This window comes from Erwinia tracheiphila, assembly GCF_021365465.1.
Taxonomy (GTDB): Bacteria; Pseudomonadota; Gammaproteobacteria; order Enterobacterales; family Enterobacteriaceae; genus Erwinia; species Erwinia tracheiphila.
This window is the reverse complement of the sequence record NZ_CP089932.1, coordinates 2,568,447-2,585,205: the sequence shown is the minus strand read 5'-3', so window position 1 is coordinate 2,585,205 and position 16,759 is coordinate 2,568,447. Positions and strand designations below refer to the sequence as shown.

Sequence of the window (16,759 nt, the reverse complement as noted above, 5' to 3'; positions counted from 1 at the left end):
ATTTTGATTGTAGTGCAGCTCAGTATATTGTCATCAGCACAATAGCTGGTCATTCCTGCGGCACGAAAAGCGGATTTACGGCATGAAAACGAGCGGTCTTCGCGCTGTGACGAGCAATCTGTGGTGATGAACAGGGCCACGCCGCCAGCAGGATTCTGCGACACGACAAGGGGAAGGGCTGATAATAAAAAAACAGATTCGAACTCATGCTAAATCAAAACACGCAGATATCATCATCGGCAAAACCGGAGTGTTCAGCAATCAACGCTGTAACCCGTAAGCGGATTACGGCGCAAATTTTATCGGCCAATCTGCCTGAGCAGGGTTCCAAGGCGTTCGCGGTGATCGCTATCAATCTCTCCTGCCACTGAATACCCCGCGTTCAGTAAAATCATCTCATTCAGGGCAACTAACCAGTCATAGATGTAACAGGCTGCGTGATTGTTGGGTTTCAGCGACAGCCTGGTTAAACGCTGGGCCGGTCCCAGGCTGGCACTTTGTGATTCGGGTCTGGCAAAAACAGGCTTTCCCCGATGAATTTTACTCTCTGGCCGCTGGCTTTCCGGTATGTGCTGAAAGCCAAGCCATGCGACAAAATCGCCTAAAACGCTCAGTGCCCGCGTTACCTGACGGTCGGCGATCATTTCGGCAGGCGTACCCTGTAGTTCGTGATCATTCAGCATCTTCACCAGCGCCCCCTCAATATCAAGACGAATGCTGGCTGTCACCAGCTCTTCCGTCAGCATTTCAAGGGTAGGTTTACTGACGCCGAGCAGTTCCAGCAGCGCCGAACGATCGGGTAACTGTCGTAGCAGGTTAATCCAGTAGTGATAAACCTGACGAGGAAACTCGGTTTCGGCTTTCTCCCCGGGCAGATTCTCTTCAGGGTTAAGCAGGCCGGGCAAAGGTTGATCACTTAACAAATCGATATGCATACCGATGCCAAAGGGATCGTCTTCCGTGAGCACATGTTCTGCACCCTGAACAACACCCGCAGGTGCACGTTGCAGAAAAAGCTGGCGCAGCCTCTCTCTTTCCGGCAGCAGACGTTCGAGCAGCTCGCCGTGGACGCTCGTGCGCGCCTGTAACGCTTTCAGTAGCGCCGTGGCGATACGTAAACGCTCCTGTGGTTGTTCTTTTTCTGAAACCAGATACCAGTGGCCCAGCAGGTTATCCGTCAGTTCCCGGCGGATTTCGCTTCCCAGTTCCTGAAGGCGAGCCAGTTTCACTTCACGTTTGACTTCGTTGGTCAACCAGCCCGCCATTCGTTTCACCCCCTTATCGTCCATGGCCAGCATGGTTCCCCAGGCCTCACCCGGTGTGCCGACAAAACGCTGAACGGCCGCATCATGATTGTGTCCCTGCGTAATACGCTGGTCGAAGGGAGTGAGCGCCCAAATAAGTCCTGGTTTACGCTGGCTGCGAATTTGACTGCTTTCGCCCTGCGTTTTTTTCACCCAGTTTTCCAGCAGCCGTCCTGTCACCCGTGTATCTGCACGCTGGCAGGCGGCACTGCACACCATCAGCAAACTGATATCGTAGCTGTCAGCAGCGCGGGTAAGCAGAAAAGGACGTTTGGCGGTCAGAAAGCGCAAAGCCAGCTCATGTTGCGTATCATTGGGCACGACGTTTGGTTGCTCATATCCGGGATAATCCAGCAGATCGACCTGCTCGAACAGCTCTTCTCGCGGGGCGCGATAGAGAGGCAACAACATTTCCCGACTAAGTAGCGTCAGCTCCGCAAGCGTCAGATTAACCGACTTGAGACTGCGGTTGTTCTGTTGTGGAACCACCTGAATAACCCGGTCTGCCGCTGCATTAAAATAACGCAGGCCGTGGCTGGTGATCACGTTTAGCGCGGGATCGTCCACCACAGAATAGGGCGCGAACACCACGGATGCGCAGGAAACATGGTGCAGTACATGCGCCAGCTGACGGTACAAATTGCTGAGATCCCGGTCATCCCCCCACAGTAATGAAAACAGGCGGGCGCGGTCATCGACGCCGAGCAGCGGGGCTGTCGCCACCGCCTGTGGCCAGAAGTGGCTCTCCAGTGCCTCATCACAGCAGAGGTGTGCGGTGACAAGCCTGTCCCACAGCGTCACCACATCACTGTCGCTGATGCCGCCGGTTGGCTGGTTTTGCCTGTACATCGCTGTGGTGTTAAGCCGTTCTGTGATTTGCTGCTCGTCCACCACACTGCTGGCGTTAGCATCACGCAGTGCGTACATTTCAGCGATAATCGCAATCAGTTCACTTTCACTCAATAATGCCAGCCGTACCGGCCATTCATTATCAACCCGCGTCTGCTGGCTGCTGATGCGGAGCACCATGGTGCTGGTTTGCTGCTGCGGATTGAACTGGCGATAATCCAGCGTTGCGCCGCCAAGGGCAATTTCCATCCGGCCTTTCTCACTGGCAGCCAGAGCGGAGATCAGATAAGACTTCCCCGCCTGAGAAAGACCAAAAAAACCGATTGCACACTCTTTCGCTGCGGCATCGGTCAGGTAGTCGGCCTTATTGCGCTGGCGGAGGAGTCTGATGCGCAGACGGTCCGCTTCCCTGTCCAGCGAGGGGGCCGTAATGCGGGCGCTGTCCAGCCAGTCAATTGACGCGACGATACTTTTGATTAGCGTATCCAGCTTTTTGCCAAACTGACCTGATAATTGCTTAGGCGTCAACGCTTTCATTTCTTGTATACGCTCCCACTGTCGATCCAGTAATGGGTAAGTCCCGATCCGCTGCTGGCTAAAGTATTGAGTTTAAGTCGCAGATGTTCCAGCGGAACCCGCGTACCATCATCAAGGCTTGCTTCTGCAATTTCAAATCGTTCCGGCCCTGACTCACTGGTGTTCGTCACGGTCAGCCTGATCTTCAGCACTTTGTCCCCGGCAACCCGGCGTGCCAGCTGCGGGTCGGCAACAGAGAGGCTGTACAGCGGTGAGGCAGGCCAGCGGTCGTTATCTAACTGCCGGAAGCCGAGAGTTAACGCCCCGCGTACCTGAAAACGCTGACCGTGATCGAGACTAAATCGGTCATCGTCAAGATCGATATCGCTGTACCAGACATTGTCGTTACTCAGTAAGCCACTGGCATCTAACATGCCAAGATAGCGAATAGTGGAATAGGGCTGAAAATCACCAGCTTTAAACCAGAAGTTTGCCAGACGCAGATCCAGCGATAGCAGGCACAGCATAGCACCGACGACAGCGGTGGATTTTGGATTCTCGATACGCCCCTGTTTATTGAACGGATACCAGTCATTGGTGTGATAGCCGTCCAGTGACAAAATGCGGCTGACGGGCAATGGCTGCAAATGGCGAAACAACGCCTGCACGCCGGGGAAACGGGACGGACGCCCGGTCAGCAACAGCACGTCGCAGTCATAAACAGCCACCACCTCTGACATGGAGCGCAGGCTGTGCGTGATATTCATGCCGGGTGAAAGGAACCCGGCATGAAGTTTACTCAGACTGGCAAGTAACGGCACATGCAGGATATCAAATGGCTCTGCGTCTCCCGGCAGCTCGCGTTGGATTTCACGGTTAAGGTATTTAAGCAGCTTTTGTGTCGGGGGCCGGGGCAGCAGTTCCGCGAAACTGGCTTCAACCTCGGCGTTCAGTTCCAGCGGATCGAAACGCTCGTAGACCTCGAGTATCGCCTGACCGAGAGGGATAAAAATCTGCAGGGTGGCTTGCTGACGCAGCGTGGACTGACCGTCAATGCGCCCTTCATTGCCAAACAGGCGGGCCATCACGCCTTCAGGATTGCCCATCCCCGCCAGTTTAAATGCCGCCTGCAGAGCAGGCAGAATATATTGCTGGATCACATCCAGCAATATGTCATCACCTGCCAGCTTAAAACCTTCGCGAAACAGCAGGCGAGGCATAATTTTAACATTGTTGCCCATACCGTCATCCAGCCGGTATTGGGTTATCGCCAGGTCGGTAGTGCCGCCGCCAATATCAATCGAGGCGATCCGTAAGGTTTTACCCGGCGTCTCATCGGCAGCACGGGGTCTGTCCGGGCGCGCCATACTGCTGAAAAAGGCCTCGGCGCGGCCGCCGAAGTTCACCTGCGTTTCGTTGTAGAGATAAACCATCTGGCCACAGGTCGCTTCATCCCATTCCATTTGCACCGCCGGTACCGGAACCAGGCTTTTGGCTTTGTCTTTATCCGTAGTGAAGTCATCGTCGGCCGGATGCCAGGCCATCGCTTTCCATACCAGCGCAATCGCCTCATGCATCCGGCGACGGAAAATCTCCCTCTCGGGTTTTGGCATGGCAGAGGGTAGCGTCAGAATAATGTTGCGCAGCTGTCGTGGCGCACTGCTGTGCAGCATTTTTTGCCGTTGTGTCGGGCTGTTCATTTGCATCAGGGCCTGGGCCAGCATCTCAGAAAGCATAAAGCTCATCACTGAGCTGCGGCTGTAGTTGGCCGAAAAGACAGGCAGGCGTTCCTCAAGGGGCTGATTATACAACGGCTGCCCTTCATCATTGACCAGGTTTGTCAGCGGCAGGGCGGTAGCAATCGGCTCTTCAGTGCTATTGCCCGGTGTGGCGCTGAAGCGCCACCCGGGCGCGTAGCTCTCTTCATCCCACAGATAGCGGCGCGGGCTTGAGATACCCGTGGTTCCTTCCGTGCCAAGACGTTGCACCGCAAGCTGGCTGGCCTCTCGGCCCACGCGCGCGATGGATGGCCAGATAAAGGCATCATCCCGTCCGCTTTCCACTGAAAAATTTTGTTTACCAAAGCTGGCCTGAGCAAATTCCACACGGCTTTCAAACAGTTCGTTGTAAACCTGCTCCGGCGCACTCAGGTTACGTAAATGCAGTTCATAGGTGTGCCGAAGCCCGTGATGATCGTCGGCATGATCTTCAACCATAATACCGCAGGTGTGAGAATTCCCTACGTCAAGGATGAGGTCGACCGGGATAACAGGCGCCGCAGGCGTCGCGGCGCTGATTTTCAGCTCCGGTAGCAACAGCTGATGGCCAAGCATATGCAGGAGGTTCAGATAGTGAGCCTGATATTCAAATTCGCGTAGCGCCGTGCGGACATTCACCTGTGGACGCTGCTCAACATCTGCAGCGCGTTCGCTGAATACTTCACGCAGCCAGCCGTCAACCCAGGTATGGTCGAGAAACTCACCCAGTTCATCACTGTGATGCGCCAGCGCAAAACTTACCCCGGATTGCGCGTCGCTGATATTCAGGGCCAGCGATTCATCTTCACCTTCGGGCCAGACACGGGTTTCAAATGCCATGCAAACGCGGTGCGTGTGGCCATTGGCGTCGGGCTTGTCCAGCGCAGTAATGCGCAGGCGCGCCCAGTTATCCGGGCCACCAATAAAGGTGCGTGGAGGATTGAAGCGGAAGAAAGGCAGAGGCAGCCAGACGCTGTCCAGCAGCAGCAGAGACTGTGCCAGAGGGAAGCTAAATTCTGGCTTAACCACTTCTGGCGCACCGTCTGTCGACACGGGCAGCATGTATTTTCCACTAAGGGCATTGAAATTGAGCCGCAGAAGTGGGCCATTAGCCGTCTGTCGGACAAATTTTCCCGGTAAGTCAGCCTCCAGCTCAGGCGTCAGTGCAAAGTCCAGAAACTGTATCCCGCTGTTCTGAACCAGTCTCATGTTCGGTTTAATATCAGTGATAGTCGCCAGCATAATCATTTACTCTCGCGCTTCATTGTCATCGGTAATACCGTATTGGCATCGTATTGACCGCTACATTCGGCAGCACCGTTGGTCCCTTGCTTACAGGTCAGGTCGGGCATCTGATAGCGTGAACCATCGCTGCATTTCGCTTTGGTGCGGCTGTTAATGACCAGGTTACCTGACTTCATCAATCCGGCATAAACATCCACTTTACAGACAATACCGTCACCCTGCGTTATCTTCGCGATTCCTTTGCCGTTTTTTATCTGAAAAAGCAGGCTGGGCGGATTACCGAACAGGGGATTTTTGCCACCGATAATTGCCCGCCAGCTACCGTTAAGGAATCGGGTTGAGCCGAGTTTTACCGCATCAGAAGGCAGTGTCAGATCGTCTTTGGCCGCTGGCATGAAGGTGGCGCTTTCTCCGGTTTTGTCTGCTTCCACAGGCGGCGTGACGGCAGCCTGTTGCTGAATCGGCACAACGCTGGCGGGAGCCACTGGCAGCGTTGTTTTTTCGCTAACAACAGCAGGTATGGCGGGTACAGACTGAGGTGCTTTTTCAATATGCTCTGTTTCGCCTGAGGTGCTGGCATGATTTTCCTGCGGTGCGGGTGCTTCACCCGCCACGAAAACATAACTTTTAATTTGCATGCCAAACGCGATAAGTAAGGCTGCTGCCGGGAGCATCCAGCCATAGCGTAGCAGGGGGCGCGACGCGCGTGACGCTACACGGGATGCATCGACTGGCGTTAGCGCAGATTCGCTTTGTGCAATGTCAGAAGGGGGTTCGCTGGCGATGACTGTGGGTTCTGGAGGTACAGCAGGCAAGGGGAGTGAGACAGTCAGCGGATCAGACACCGGGATAGCAGGCGGGGAAACCTCCCCCATTTTGGACAAATTCAGCGGTACCGGGTCGTCTTCAACCTTACGCAGGCAGTCCAGTGAATCCTGTCGTGATTTTTTATCCAGGCTGACAAACCCCCAAAAGGTCAGTACCGGTTTGCCACCAACCAGATAAACAAAGTTTTGATCGGGAAACTGTAAGGCCTTCGCCAGCAATGCGCCGAATAATTTCTGACCACTTTTTTCCGCCTGCAACGCGCGATGACTCATTTCAGCCAGCACCTGCTGGCAGGCAATCAGCTGGTTCAGGGCATGGCTGCGGACGCTCTCGCTGGCTGCCGCCCAGGAGATAACTTTACCATTGATGGGGGCATACCAGTCCAGGCGGGTTCCGGTATCGTTAGGTTGAGGGATCGCAAGGCAGTCAGCTATTTGTTGCTGTTTTCGCAGGCGCAGCGTTTCGCGCAATTGCAGGGCCGAAAGGTAAACAGGCTGCCCGTTTTCGCCAAGGGGCAGAACGGCATCCAGACTTCCGCTGCGTAAAAAGAGTTTAGCCACGCAAATGACCTTTTTTCAGATATCAGAGTTAAAGACAATGTACTGTAAATGTCTTTTTACTGTAGTCGAATGGACTTAAATCAAATGGAGAAATAAGAGGGTAAACAGGTGATTACTTCCTCAATGGAATAGCGGAAAGTCGTTTGTCATGTTAACCGAGAAAAGAAACAGGATGGAGGGTTGCTCTGAAGGTAGCATAAGCACTCCGATCACTTTGCGAAACAGTGCTCCGCTTCGGGTCAGTTCTTGTGGGATAAGAGGTCGGGGTATTTTCACTGCCATCAGGCTCGTCATGCTTCGTTCTGACGCACCTGTCAGATGCACATAAATAGCATGTGTAACGGTATCAGGTGCCGCTATTTACTCAGCGCCGTAGCTTTTTATGCCAGCCGCCAATAGGGGGCTTTTACTTGACCAGTCGTCTGTGTCAATGCTGCGGTCTGACAATTCTCAACGCAGTCAGGACACTCTCAGAAACCACCCTGCCCCGGCACAAAATAGCAGCACCAATCATTACTGCTTAAAATTACCAATACTTTTTGCCGAGCCGCCCCCTCGATTCTACGTTCTTCGAACGGGGTTAATTTTTTACGTACTTAAAGCATCATAATTTTTTCTTATTGCCTGCCGATAAGCAGTGCGGAGATGACAAAAAACATGACTGAAAGGTTACGATATGCGTATTTTAAAACGGTTAGGGTTAGGTTTCCTGAATAAATTTTTTAGGTCTGAAAAACTCTGCCGTACCACGCAGAGTTCGATCCACGGCGCGGTGGCGATAATGGAACTGACTCCTGAGGGGAAAATCCTTAATGCTAATCCCCTTTTTTTACAGAAAATGGGGTACAGGCTGGAAGAAATTGTCGGGCAACATCACCGTATGTTTTGCCCGGAACAGCTGCTTGCTTCTCCTGAATATACCCAATTCTGGCAGCGGCTGGCACGCGGTGAGAGCTTCAGCGATAAGTTTTTACGCCTGACCAAACAGGGTAAAAAAATCTGGTTTGAGGCGAGTTATGTCCCGATACGCAATCGTAAAGGAAAGGTCATAAAAATCGTTGGGCTGGCCTCGGACATTACGGCGCGGACGATTGCTGCTCAGGAACAGAAAGCAATGACCAACGCCATCGATCGCTCCATGGCGATTATTGCATTCAACCTTAACGGTGAAGTTCTGCGCGTTAATGATAACTTTCTGAAAATCACCGGCTACCAGAAGGAAGAGATATTGGGGCATCATCATCGCATGTTTTGTTCGCCTGAGGTTTACAACAGCGCCGAATACAGCCAGTTCTGGCAAAAATTGTGTCAGGGTGATTACGTCTCCGGTCAGTTTGAGCGTGTTGACAGCCGGGGGCGCACTATCTGGCTGCGTGCGACTTACAACCCGGTATTTGACGAAAATAACCGACTGTACGAAGTAGTGAAATTTGCCACCGATGTGACGTCCCAGGTGATCAAAAACCAGAAAGAACGCGAAGCCGCCGAGCATGCGTACAATGCAGCAATTGAAACCAGTCAGAATACGCGCACTGGCGTCGGCGTTATTGAAAACAGTGTGGCAAAAATGAATGAAATTGCCGTGGAACTGAGTAATGTTTCCGGCGGTATTAACGATTTAAGCTCCCAGTCGGCGCTGATTGGCACTATTGTAGAGACCATTCAGCGAATCGCGAATCAGACCAATTTGCTGGCACTCAATGCGGCCGTAGAAGCCGCCAGGGCCGGCACTCATGGTCGCAGCTTTGCGGTCGTGGCCAATGAAGTTCGTAGCCTTGCGTCTAATATCAACAGTGCCAGCCTGGAAATTTCCGAGGTCGTGAAGCGCAATCAGGAACTGGCCGCGTTGGCACAGAAAAATATCTCTGCCAACCTTTCACGCGCCGATCAGGGTGTATCGCTGGTTCGGGAAGCTGGAAACGTCATTTTAAGCATTCAGAACAATTCTGCTCAGGTTGTTGAAGCCATCGGTCACGTCACTGAACATCTGGCGGAGTGAGGGATACCGCGGGGGGACAAATACCTCAGCGCGTTAACTCAGCAAGAAGGGAGTTTACTACACTGTTAACAAAAGCTGAGGTAAAGGATGAAAATCAAAAGCTACGCCGCTATGCAGCCCGGTCAGCTTCTTGAACTATATGAATACGATGCGGCCCCCGCCCCCTTGCTGCCGAATGAAGTCGAGTATTGCGGCGTCTGCCATTCGGACCTGTCCATGATTGATAATGAGAGGGGTATTTCACGCTATCCCACTGTCGCCGCACATGAAGTCATTGGCCGCATTTTGGGCTCTGGGGGAGGCGGCAAAAAACAAAGGATTATCCACCGGGCAGCGTGTAGGTATCGGCTGGATGGCAAAAAGCTGTCACCACTGCGAACACTGCATCAGGTTAACTGTAAAATCACGAACTTCAGTGCCTGTCGCCGGGCAGTCGGGAGGGCGCACAGCCGGATGAACCGGTTTCGCCGGCCTCTGACCCGACGGGAAAAGACGTCTGAGAATGACAGGGTCCTGTTGCATTTTTCCTGTGGTCTTATTGTCTGGAATAAAGCCCTGTTGAGACAGGCTCTTAGCGTAGAAACCTTATTTCGACGCGCTGGCACCGTCTGGAAAATTCCATGCTGTTGGCGCAGTGATGAAGCCATTCCAGGTTTCGGCCTTTGATCTAATTATGGGGGACAAAGCCATTGCAGGTTCTTCTGCTGGCTTTCCTGGCCAGTTGCGTAATCTGCTTACGCTGGCCTCACGTGCAGACATTGCTCCTAAGGTGGAATATTTCCCAATGTCAAAATCAACGATGCTTTGGAACACGTTCATGCTGGTAAGGCCAACTATCGTGTCGTGCTGAAAGTTGATTTCTGATTGTTATCATTTCAATTCTAAATTTCATTTCCGAAAAAATCTGCCTGCATTGCAGGCAGATTTAGCGAAGAACGTGTCGTATCCCTTAATCGGTCGTGACGCATATTTATTGATAATGATGAAGAGTAAGATACCAACCAGTGATCTTATCGTGCATTTCCTCTGACTTCGAAAAGCAAATTGTTCTGCGGGTCAGTCGTTTGATATGTGTGCGAAGATTAAGATTATGTCGTTCTGTCCGTTGGGTATATTTCTTGCTCACCACGTGGCTTGTTGCACTTAACAGAACTTTATAAACTGGCCAGGCATCTGTCATATAAAAGGCAAGGTTAAATTTGCTTAACAGGGCCAGCAATCGTCGCAGGGTCGGGGCATTTCTCGGGCCGAAGACATGGGCCAGAGCACGTTTGCGGATACGGTCATAAGCATAGAACAACCACCGGGGATTGCTTTTACACCGCACGTAAGACCATTGTTCACCGGCTTCACAGCAGATAACAACCTCCGTTTCGGGGTCTATATCCTCAGCTACCTGCTTTGGCGAAATTTTTTTACGTGCCGCAGAACCGTATTGAGGCTGATACCGAGAACCCGTGCGGTATCGCGACATCCGTAACCATTCATGGCCATATTAACAATGGTCTGGTGTGTGTCTGGTTTGGCACCGGAGTAGCTAAAATTGAGCTGAAAGGTCTTTGAACAATGCTTGCAGATGTAACGTTGGGCACCGGATGCTGAATGTCCGTTACATCGTACAGCATGAGTTTCATTGCACTGAGGGCAGACGACATCAACTTTAGCCATATGTTACATTCAAAGCGCAAAGCATACGTGATCAGCAAGTCTGCGTCACGACCCCTTAATCTGTATCAAACACTTTTTGATTGTTTTTTATAAAGATTGCAGCCGTAAAGGTGCTAGTTTACCGTTTATGATTTTATTTTTTTGTTGATATACGCTTTAATTTTTGCGCTTTCTATACTGTATTTTGCAAGAGCAGCGAGAAGAATAACTGTTAATATTAACCACTCAGCCTGAAAGAAATCATTACGAGATAAAAATACGTCAGTAGAAATTAAAAAGCTCGCAATACCAATTGACGCACTATTGAATAAGCTTATCTCAAGTTCTGCCGCAAGCCGTGATTATGATTTAAATATCGGAATGGAAGCCAGAAGAAAATATAAGATGAGTGAAGTAAGCGTTTAAGTTAATTGCTCATGCGTAATGGCGTTTTGCTGTTCATACAAAAAGGCTGAATAGTCTTTTTAACGTCGGACTTTTCATCGCTCCTGAACTTCATTAAAAGAATGAAAACTTAAGGTGGATCTTTGTAACTCAACTGAAATGCATTTTAATTATCAATTATATTATCATTATTTTTCACTGAAATAGTGTTTCTCATAATGATGTGAAAGAGACGATAGACATAAATGAGTGCCTTTGTTGCATGTCTACATTTGACAATCAGAGAGTGCTCACAAAATAAACCGCAGGGTCAGTTGGAAATCAGCCCGTTTCACTTTTGTTTACTCGAAGAATGGTTAATAAGAAAGAAAACATGACAGCTGGATATGGAGAAATACAATGCAAAACAGAAAAATGCGTGCCATGTGGGTAGCCAGCGTTTTTAATCTGGACTGGCCTTCTTCTTCAACACTCGCCATTACCGATGACGATGAACGAGTTAAAAAACAGAAAGACGAACTTACCAGAATTTTGGATGATCTTGCAGCAGTAAATATGAACACCGTTATTTTTCAGGTTGTTCCCTGCGCCGATGCACTTTATTCTTCAAAATTGCTGCCATGGTCAAAATATCTGACAGGATCACTCGGAAAAAATCCGGGATTTGATCCTCTTGAATGGGCAGTAGAGCAGGCTCACGCCAGAAATATTGAGCTGCACGCCTGGATTAACCCGTACCGTATATCAACAAATACAAGCGCTGCTACCGTGGATGAGCTGAATAACTCGTCCCATGACTCGCCTCAAAGCATTTTCAAAACCCACCCCGAGTGGACGGGCGTTGCCTATAACCGCTATGTTCTTGATCCCGGTATTCCAGAGGTTCAGGCATGGGTTACCGGAATCGTTGAGGAAATTGTTTCCAGGTACGATGTTGACGGCATTCAGTTTGATGATTACTTCTATTATGAATCAGCCGATTCTCCGCTAAATGACGATGCAACCTGGCATAAGTTTGGTCAATGTTTTTACAGCAAGGGAGACTGGCGAAGAAACAATACTTATTCCCTGGTCGATGCCTGTCATCGGCGCATTAAGTTTATCAGGCCCACTGTGAGATTTGGTATCAGCCCTGCCGGAGTATGGCGGAACAAAGCTGATGATCCTCTTGGCTCAGACACGCAGGCAGGTGCACCAAATTATGATTCGGCGTACGCGGACACTCGGAAATGGGTACTTGACGGCATCATTGATTATATCGTGCCACAGGTTTATTGGCCTTTCGCCCGCCAGGTCGCCCGATATGATGTAATTACCCGATGGTGGGCTGATACCGTTAGAGGAACAAAGACTGAATTGTACATCGGTATGGCACTTTATAAGGTCGGTATTCCGTCATCTATCGAGCCTGACTGGACAATTGAGGGAGGGGTCCCCGAAATCACCCGACAGCTTAATCTGAATGATTCTCTTACAGATGTGAGCGGATGTATGTTGTTTCGACATCTGTTCCTGAACGAGCCTCAGACGCAGAGGGTTATTAAGTATCTGAAAAAAAGATGGGCTCCGGCTCCGGTACGGAATATGTATCCTATCGATTATAATAGCTACCGTTCTGTGAAGGGCTTTAACCGGCGCGTGCGTTTTCTTGTTATGCATTACACTGCGGTTGATTTTGCTACATCGATAAGGATGCTTGCCGGTGATGGTGTCGCTAGTGCGCATTACCTTGTCCCTGACACGGATGATCAGACCTATATTGCCGCAGGTTTTAATGACATGCGCGTCTTTAATCTGGTGGATGAAAATGAGCGAGCCTGGCATGCAGGGGGGAGTTCATGGGCAGGGCGCAGCAACCTTAACGATACCTCTATAGGAATTGAGGTGGTTAACCTGGCCAGTGATAATAACGGCGTATTCATTTTTCCACCCTACAGCCAGGCCCAAATCGATGTAATAAAAGAACTGACATTCAATATCATCCAGCGCTATCCGAATATTACTCCGGTGAATGTTGTAGGGCACTCGGATATTGCACCGGGCAGAAAAAACGACCCTGGGCCGGCTTTCCCATGGAAAACTCTCTATGAAGCAGGTATAGGGGCATGGTTTGATGAAGAAACTAAGGATAGATATATCCGACAGTTCTGCCATGCATTGCCTTCAAAAGACGAGATAACTACCATGCTCAACAGATATGGCTATGATACATCGGGTTCGGAAAATCACTTCAATTATGCCCAGTTAATTCGGGCATTCCAGTTGCATTTCCGGCCATGCAATTACAGTGGCAAGCTGGATGCTGAAACAGCGGCAATACTTTATTCACTTGTGGAAAAATATACATAAAATTTCTTCACTAAATTGAAGTGCTGGCGTATTTTTACGCTAACGATTATATGATTTTTAAATCTGGCATGTTTATTAGATGTAATATTTACTCGTGAATAATAAGAGTAATAACGCTTGCATACAGAATCATCAGAGAGTCCATAATGTAAAAAAGGAGAATGTTATGTCTGGATATATTTACGTTTCACCTAAAGCCAATAACTACCCAGGTCTTGATCGTGGTTTTAATCAGCGATTTACACTCGAAAATGACCTGACTGAAACAAAAGGGGAAGGCGTTTATTTGGCATCAAGCACAAACGATGTTTTGAACGCTCTTGTTGATATTAATAATAGTCATTCTCCGTTATCAGGTGAAATAAGAGTGATTTCCGGAGGCCATTGCTATGAAGATTTCACTTTTAATCGACGGGTTACGTCTTCAACAAGTAATAAAACTCGCTTTGTCATTGATTTAAGTAATATGCGAAATATCGATGAAGTCACTATAAATGGTACAGACTATATTACCGTTGAACCCGGTGCTTCTAACTGGCTCATTCAACAAACCTTACATTCTAAATATGGAGCTGCACTTCCGGGGGGATCCTGCTATTCTGTCTGCGCTGGCGGACATATTTCGGGTGGGGGCTATGGTTTACTCTCCCGGCTTCATGGCCTCACCGTTGATTATCTCGCTGGCGTCGAAATGGTTATTCCAGATAAAACTGCGGGGTTCGTTATCAGGGCATTTGATGAATCGGATTCAGATGGCCTGAACTGGGCAAGCCGCGGAGGTGGGGCAGGGCACTTTGGCGTCATTACGAAATATTATTTCCGTAAAGATAGGATGCCTGCTGCACCGGAAAGAGCGCTATTTGTTGCTCTACCTGTTCCATGGAGTCTGTTTGCTGATAATACTAATGGAGCAGGTGCAGAAAATTTTGCCCGGTTTATGCAGGCTTACTATACCGCCACCACTAAACTTCCGGGCCAGGCTTTCACGTTAGGCAAGTTTACCTTTATGACAGCAGCAACGGATGTGATGTCCATCGTTATGCAGGTAGTCTACGGTGATAACTCAGGCCATAGCTCAACAATGGGCGGTATTGATATTGCTCCAATCAGTACTGAGGCAGAGGCTTTGGGCGTGATCAGAAGCTTCTGGTCTGAACTCAATGAATGGATAGTGGAGCCCGGAACTTCCCAATGGCATAAGCAACTTTTCAACCTGATTGGGCATCCTGTTTCTGCACAGATATCACTTGATACGGTTTATAACTTACCGTGGATTGATATGACACAATTGCTTAATGGTTCTGGCGAAAACCAGAAAGGGAAATACAAAAGCAGTTATATGATCACTAACTTTACAAATAATGAAGCAACATCAATTTATCAGTTTTTAACCGACAAACAGGCTGGCAATGTTGCACCTGCAGTAGCGGATAAATCACAAACGCTGATACAGATTGACAGCTATGGGTTGCAAATAAATAATATGGATGGCGGGTCTGTGCCAGGTACTGCGATCGCAGCCAGAAGTTCCCTGTTAAAAGCTCAGTATCAAACGTACTGGAAAACATTTGAAGGCACCACGCCAGCACAAGCGCTTCAAAATGAAAGCGATATTGTTACCTGGTTTAATCTGGGATACAACAACATCCATTCCAGTGGGACTGGTGGGGTTTCATCATTTCCGGTTTGGGGGAATAAATATCAGGGCTGTTACTTTAATTATCCCGATCGACAACTTGGGGTGAACAATGGCTATGCTGCTGACCCCGGGGTTTCCTATGGTAACTTTCTGGAGATCTATTTCGGTGAGTCAGTTTCTTATCGACTGAAAGAAATTAAAGCGCAAATAGACCCTAATAATATATTTTCTCATTCGCAATCTGTTTTAAATATATAACTGCCGTGATGGGCTAAATTTTTGTTAGACATTCAATCCACACTTATCATGGCGCTATAACCGGAATAGTGACATGGGTGTATTCAGTTATAGAGTTCCTCAGAATTGCACTTGGTTTAGCTTACTCTAAGGTAGCGTTTCTATCTGGATACAAAATGACATTACTAAATGGTTATCACAACCACAGTGCGCATAATGTCAAAATGTTATATTGAAAAGGTCGCTGCAAAAATCGAATCACGCAGCGGCCTCTTTAGCATAACGGCATTTTGTAAACCCGTGTTATGTTAGTTACACCTGCCACTGGTACTCTATTAAATTCATCATATGGCAATCTAAGTTTATCCTGGATGCTTATGACAATGCTTTTTCCATAGACATTTTAGCACTGTAATTGTATGAACTTAAGATGGAAATTTGCCTTGCAAGCCCAATATATCTTGTTTTTCCAGTGCCCTTTAAGTTATAGACGGAAACCACCCCGCGTAATACGGAGATGATGGTTTAATTTATGTATCCGGGAATGCTTACGGAAATTACGGCAGGAATTTTTCAGATATATGATGACGTTTCATTTATATATATTCCAAAGAACGGTCGTGACGCAGATTTATTGATAATGATGAAGAGTAAGATACCAACCGATGATCTTATCGTGCATTTCCTCTGACTTCGAAAAGCAAATTGTTCTGCGGGTCAGTCGTTTGATATGTGTGCGAAGATTAAGATTATGTCGTTCTGTCCGTTGGGTATATTTCTTGCTCACCACGTGGCCTGTTGCACTTAACAGAACTTTATAAACCGGCCAGGCATCTGTCATATAAAAGGCAAGGTTAAATTTGCTTAACAGGGCCAGCAATCGTCGCAGGGTCGGGGCATTTCTCGGGCCGAAGACGTGGGCCAGAGCACGTTTGCGGATACGGTCATAAGCATAGAACAACCACCGGGGATTGCTTTTACACCGCACGTAAGACCATTGTTCACCGGCTTCACAGCAGATAACAACCTCCGTTTCGGGGTCGATATTCTCAGCTACCTGCTTTGGGGAAATTTTTTTACGTGCCGCAGAACCGTATTGAGGCTGATACCGGGGACCCGTGCGGTATCGCGACATCCGGAACCATTCATGGCCATATTAACAATGGTCTGGTGTGTGTCTGGTTTGGCACCGGAGTAGCTAAAGTTGAGCTGAAAGGTCTTTGAACAATGCTTGCAGATGTAACGTTGGGCACCGGATGCTGAATGTCCGTTACATCGTACAGCATGAGTTTCATTGCACTGAGGGCAGACGACATCAACTTTAGCCATATGTTACATCCAAAGCGCAAAGCATACGTGATCAGCAAGTCTGCGTCACGACCGGTATCAGCGTCAAGTTAATTGAGACTTACGCACAGCTGTTA

Annotated in this window: 8 protein-coding genes and 2 pseudogenes; 5 read left to right on the top strand and 5 right to left on the bottom strand. The window is 49.0% G+C overall.

Annotated elements, in window-relative coordinates; genetic code table 11:
* Positions 1-299: 299 nt before the first annotated feature.
* The 3 genes from LU633_RS13710 to LU633_RS13700 are packed head-to-tail and all read right to left on the bottom strand — an operon-like array spanning position 300 to position 7,059.
* Complete coding sequence (locus tag LU633_RS13710; protein ID WP_233485060.1) at positions 300-2,690, bottom strand: virulence factor SrfC family protein; 2,391 nt, start codon at positions 2,688-2,690, stop codon at positions 300-302.
* Positions 2,687-5,668 (bottom strand): virulence factor SrfB, encoded by a 2,982-nt coding sequence (locus tag LU633_RS13705; protein ID WP_233485059.1) that lies wholly within the window; start codon positions 5,666-5,668, stop codon positions 2,687-2,689. The genes LU633_RS13710 and LU633_RS13705 overlap by 4 nt, the downstream gene beginning before the upstream one ends.
* Before the next feature lie 2 nt (positions 5,669-5,670).
* On the bottom strand, positions 5,671-7,059 hold the full coding sequence (locus LU633_RS13700; RefSeq protein WP_233485058.1) for an SrfA family protein: 1,389 nt from the start codon (positions 7,057-7,059) through the stop codon (positions 5,671-5,673).
* Between the two features lie 676 nt (positions 7,060-7,735).
* Between LU633_RS13700 and LU633_RS13695 the strand changes: the two genes are divergently transcribed.
* The 3 genes and pseudogenes from LU633_RS13695 to LU633_RS13680 all read left to right on the top strand — a co-directional run.
* On the top strand, positions 7,736-9,058 hold the full coding sequence (locus LU633_RS13695) for a methyl-accepting chemotaxis protein (RefSeq protein WP_325175724.1): 1,323 nt from the start codon (positions 7,736-7,738) through the stop codon (positions 9,056-9,058).
* Between the two features lie 87 nt (positions 9,059-9,145).
* Positions 9,146-9,434, top strand: a pseudogene (locus LU633_RS13690) (alcohol dehydrogenase catalytic domain-containing protein); the annotation flags it as partial.
* Positions 9,435-9,638: 204 nt separating this feature from the next.
* A pseudogene (locus LU633_RS13680) lies at positions 9,639-9,922 on the top strand (alcohol dehydrogenase); the annotation flags it as partial.
* A 106-nt stretch (positions 9,923-10,028) separates the two neighbouring features.
* On the opposite strand, the gene LU633_RS13675 reads toward LU633_RS13680, so the two are convergent.
* A protein-coding gene (locus tag LU633_RS13675; RefSeq protein WP_233485057.1) for an IS1 family transposase occupies positions 10,029-10,726 on the bottom strand; the annotation gives its coding sequence in 2 pieces (ribosomal slippage) (positions 10,029-10,477 and positions 10,477-10,726; 699 coding nt in all).
* A 783-nt stretch (positions 10,727-11,509) separates the two neighbouring features.
* On the opposite strand from LU633_RS13675, the gene LU633_RS25945 reads away from it, so the two are divergent.
* Positions 11,510-13,459: a family 10 glycosylhydrolase gene (locus LU633_RS25945; protein WP_325175723.1), complete on the top strand. Its 1,950-nt coding sequence runs from the start codon at positions 11,510-11,512 to the stop codon at positions 13,457-13,459.
* Positions 13,460-13,625: 166 nt separating this feature from the next.
* The gene (locus LU633_RS13660; protein WP_233485056.1) at positions 13,626-15,356 is read left to right on the top strand and encodes an FAD-dependent oxidoreductase; all 1,731 of its coding nucleotides are present in this window, start codon (positions 13,626-13,628) and stop codon (positions 15,354-15,356) included.
* Between the two features lie 610 nt (positions 15,357-15,966).
* Here the strand turns inward: LU633_RS13660 and LU633_RS13655 are convergent.
* A protein-coding gene (locus LU633_RS13655; protein WP_233485055.1) for an IS1 family transposase occupies positions 15,967-16,664 on the bottom strand; the annotation gives its coding sequence in 2 pieces (ribosomal slippage) (positions 15,967-16,415 and positions 16,415-16,664; 699 coding nt in all).
* Positions 16,665-16,759 lie beyond the last annotated feature (95 nt).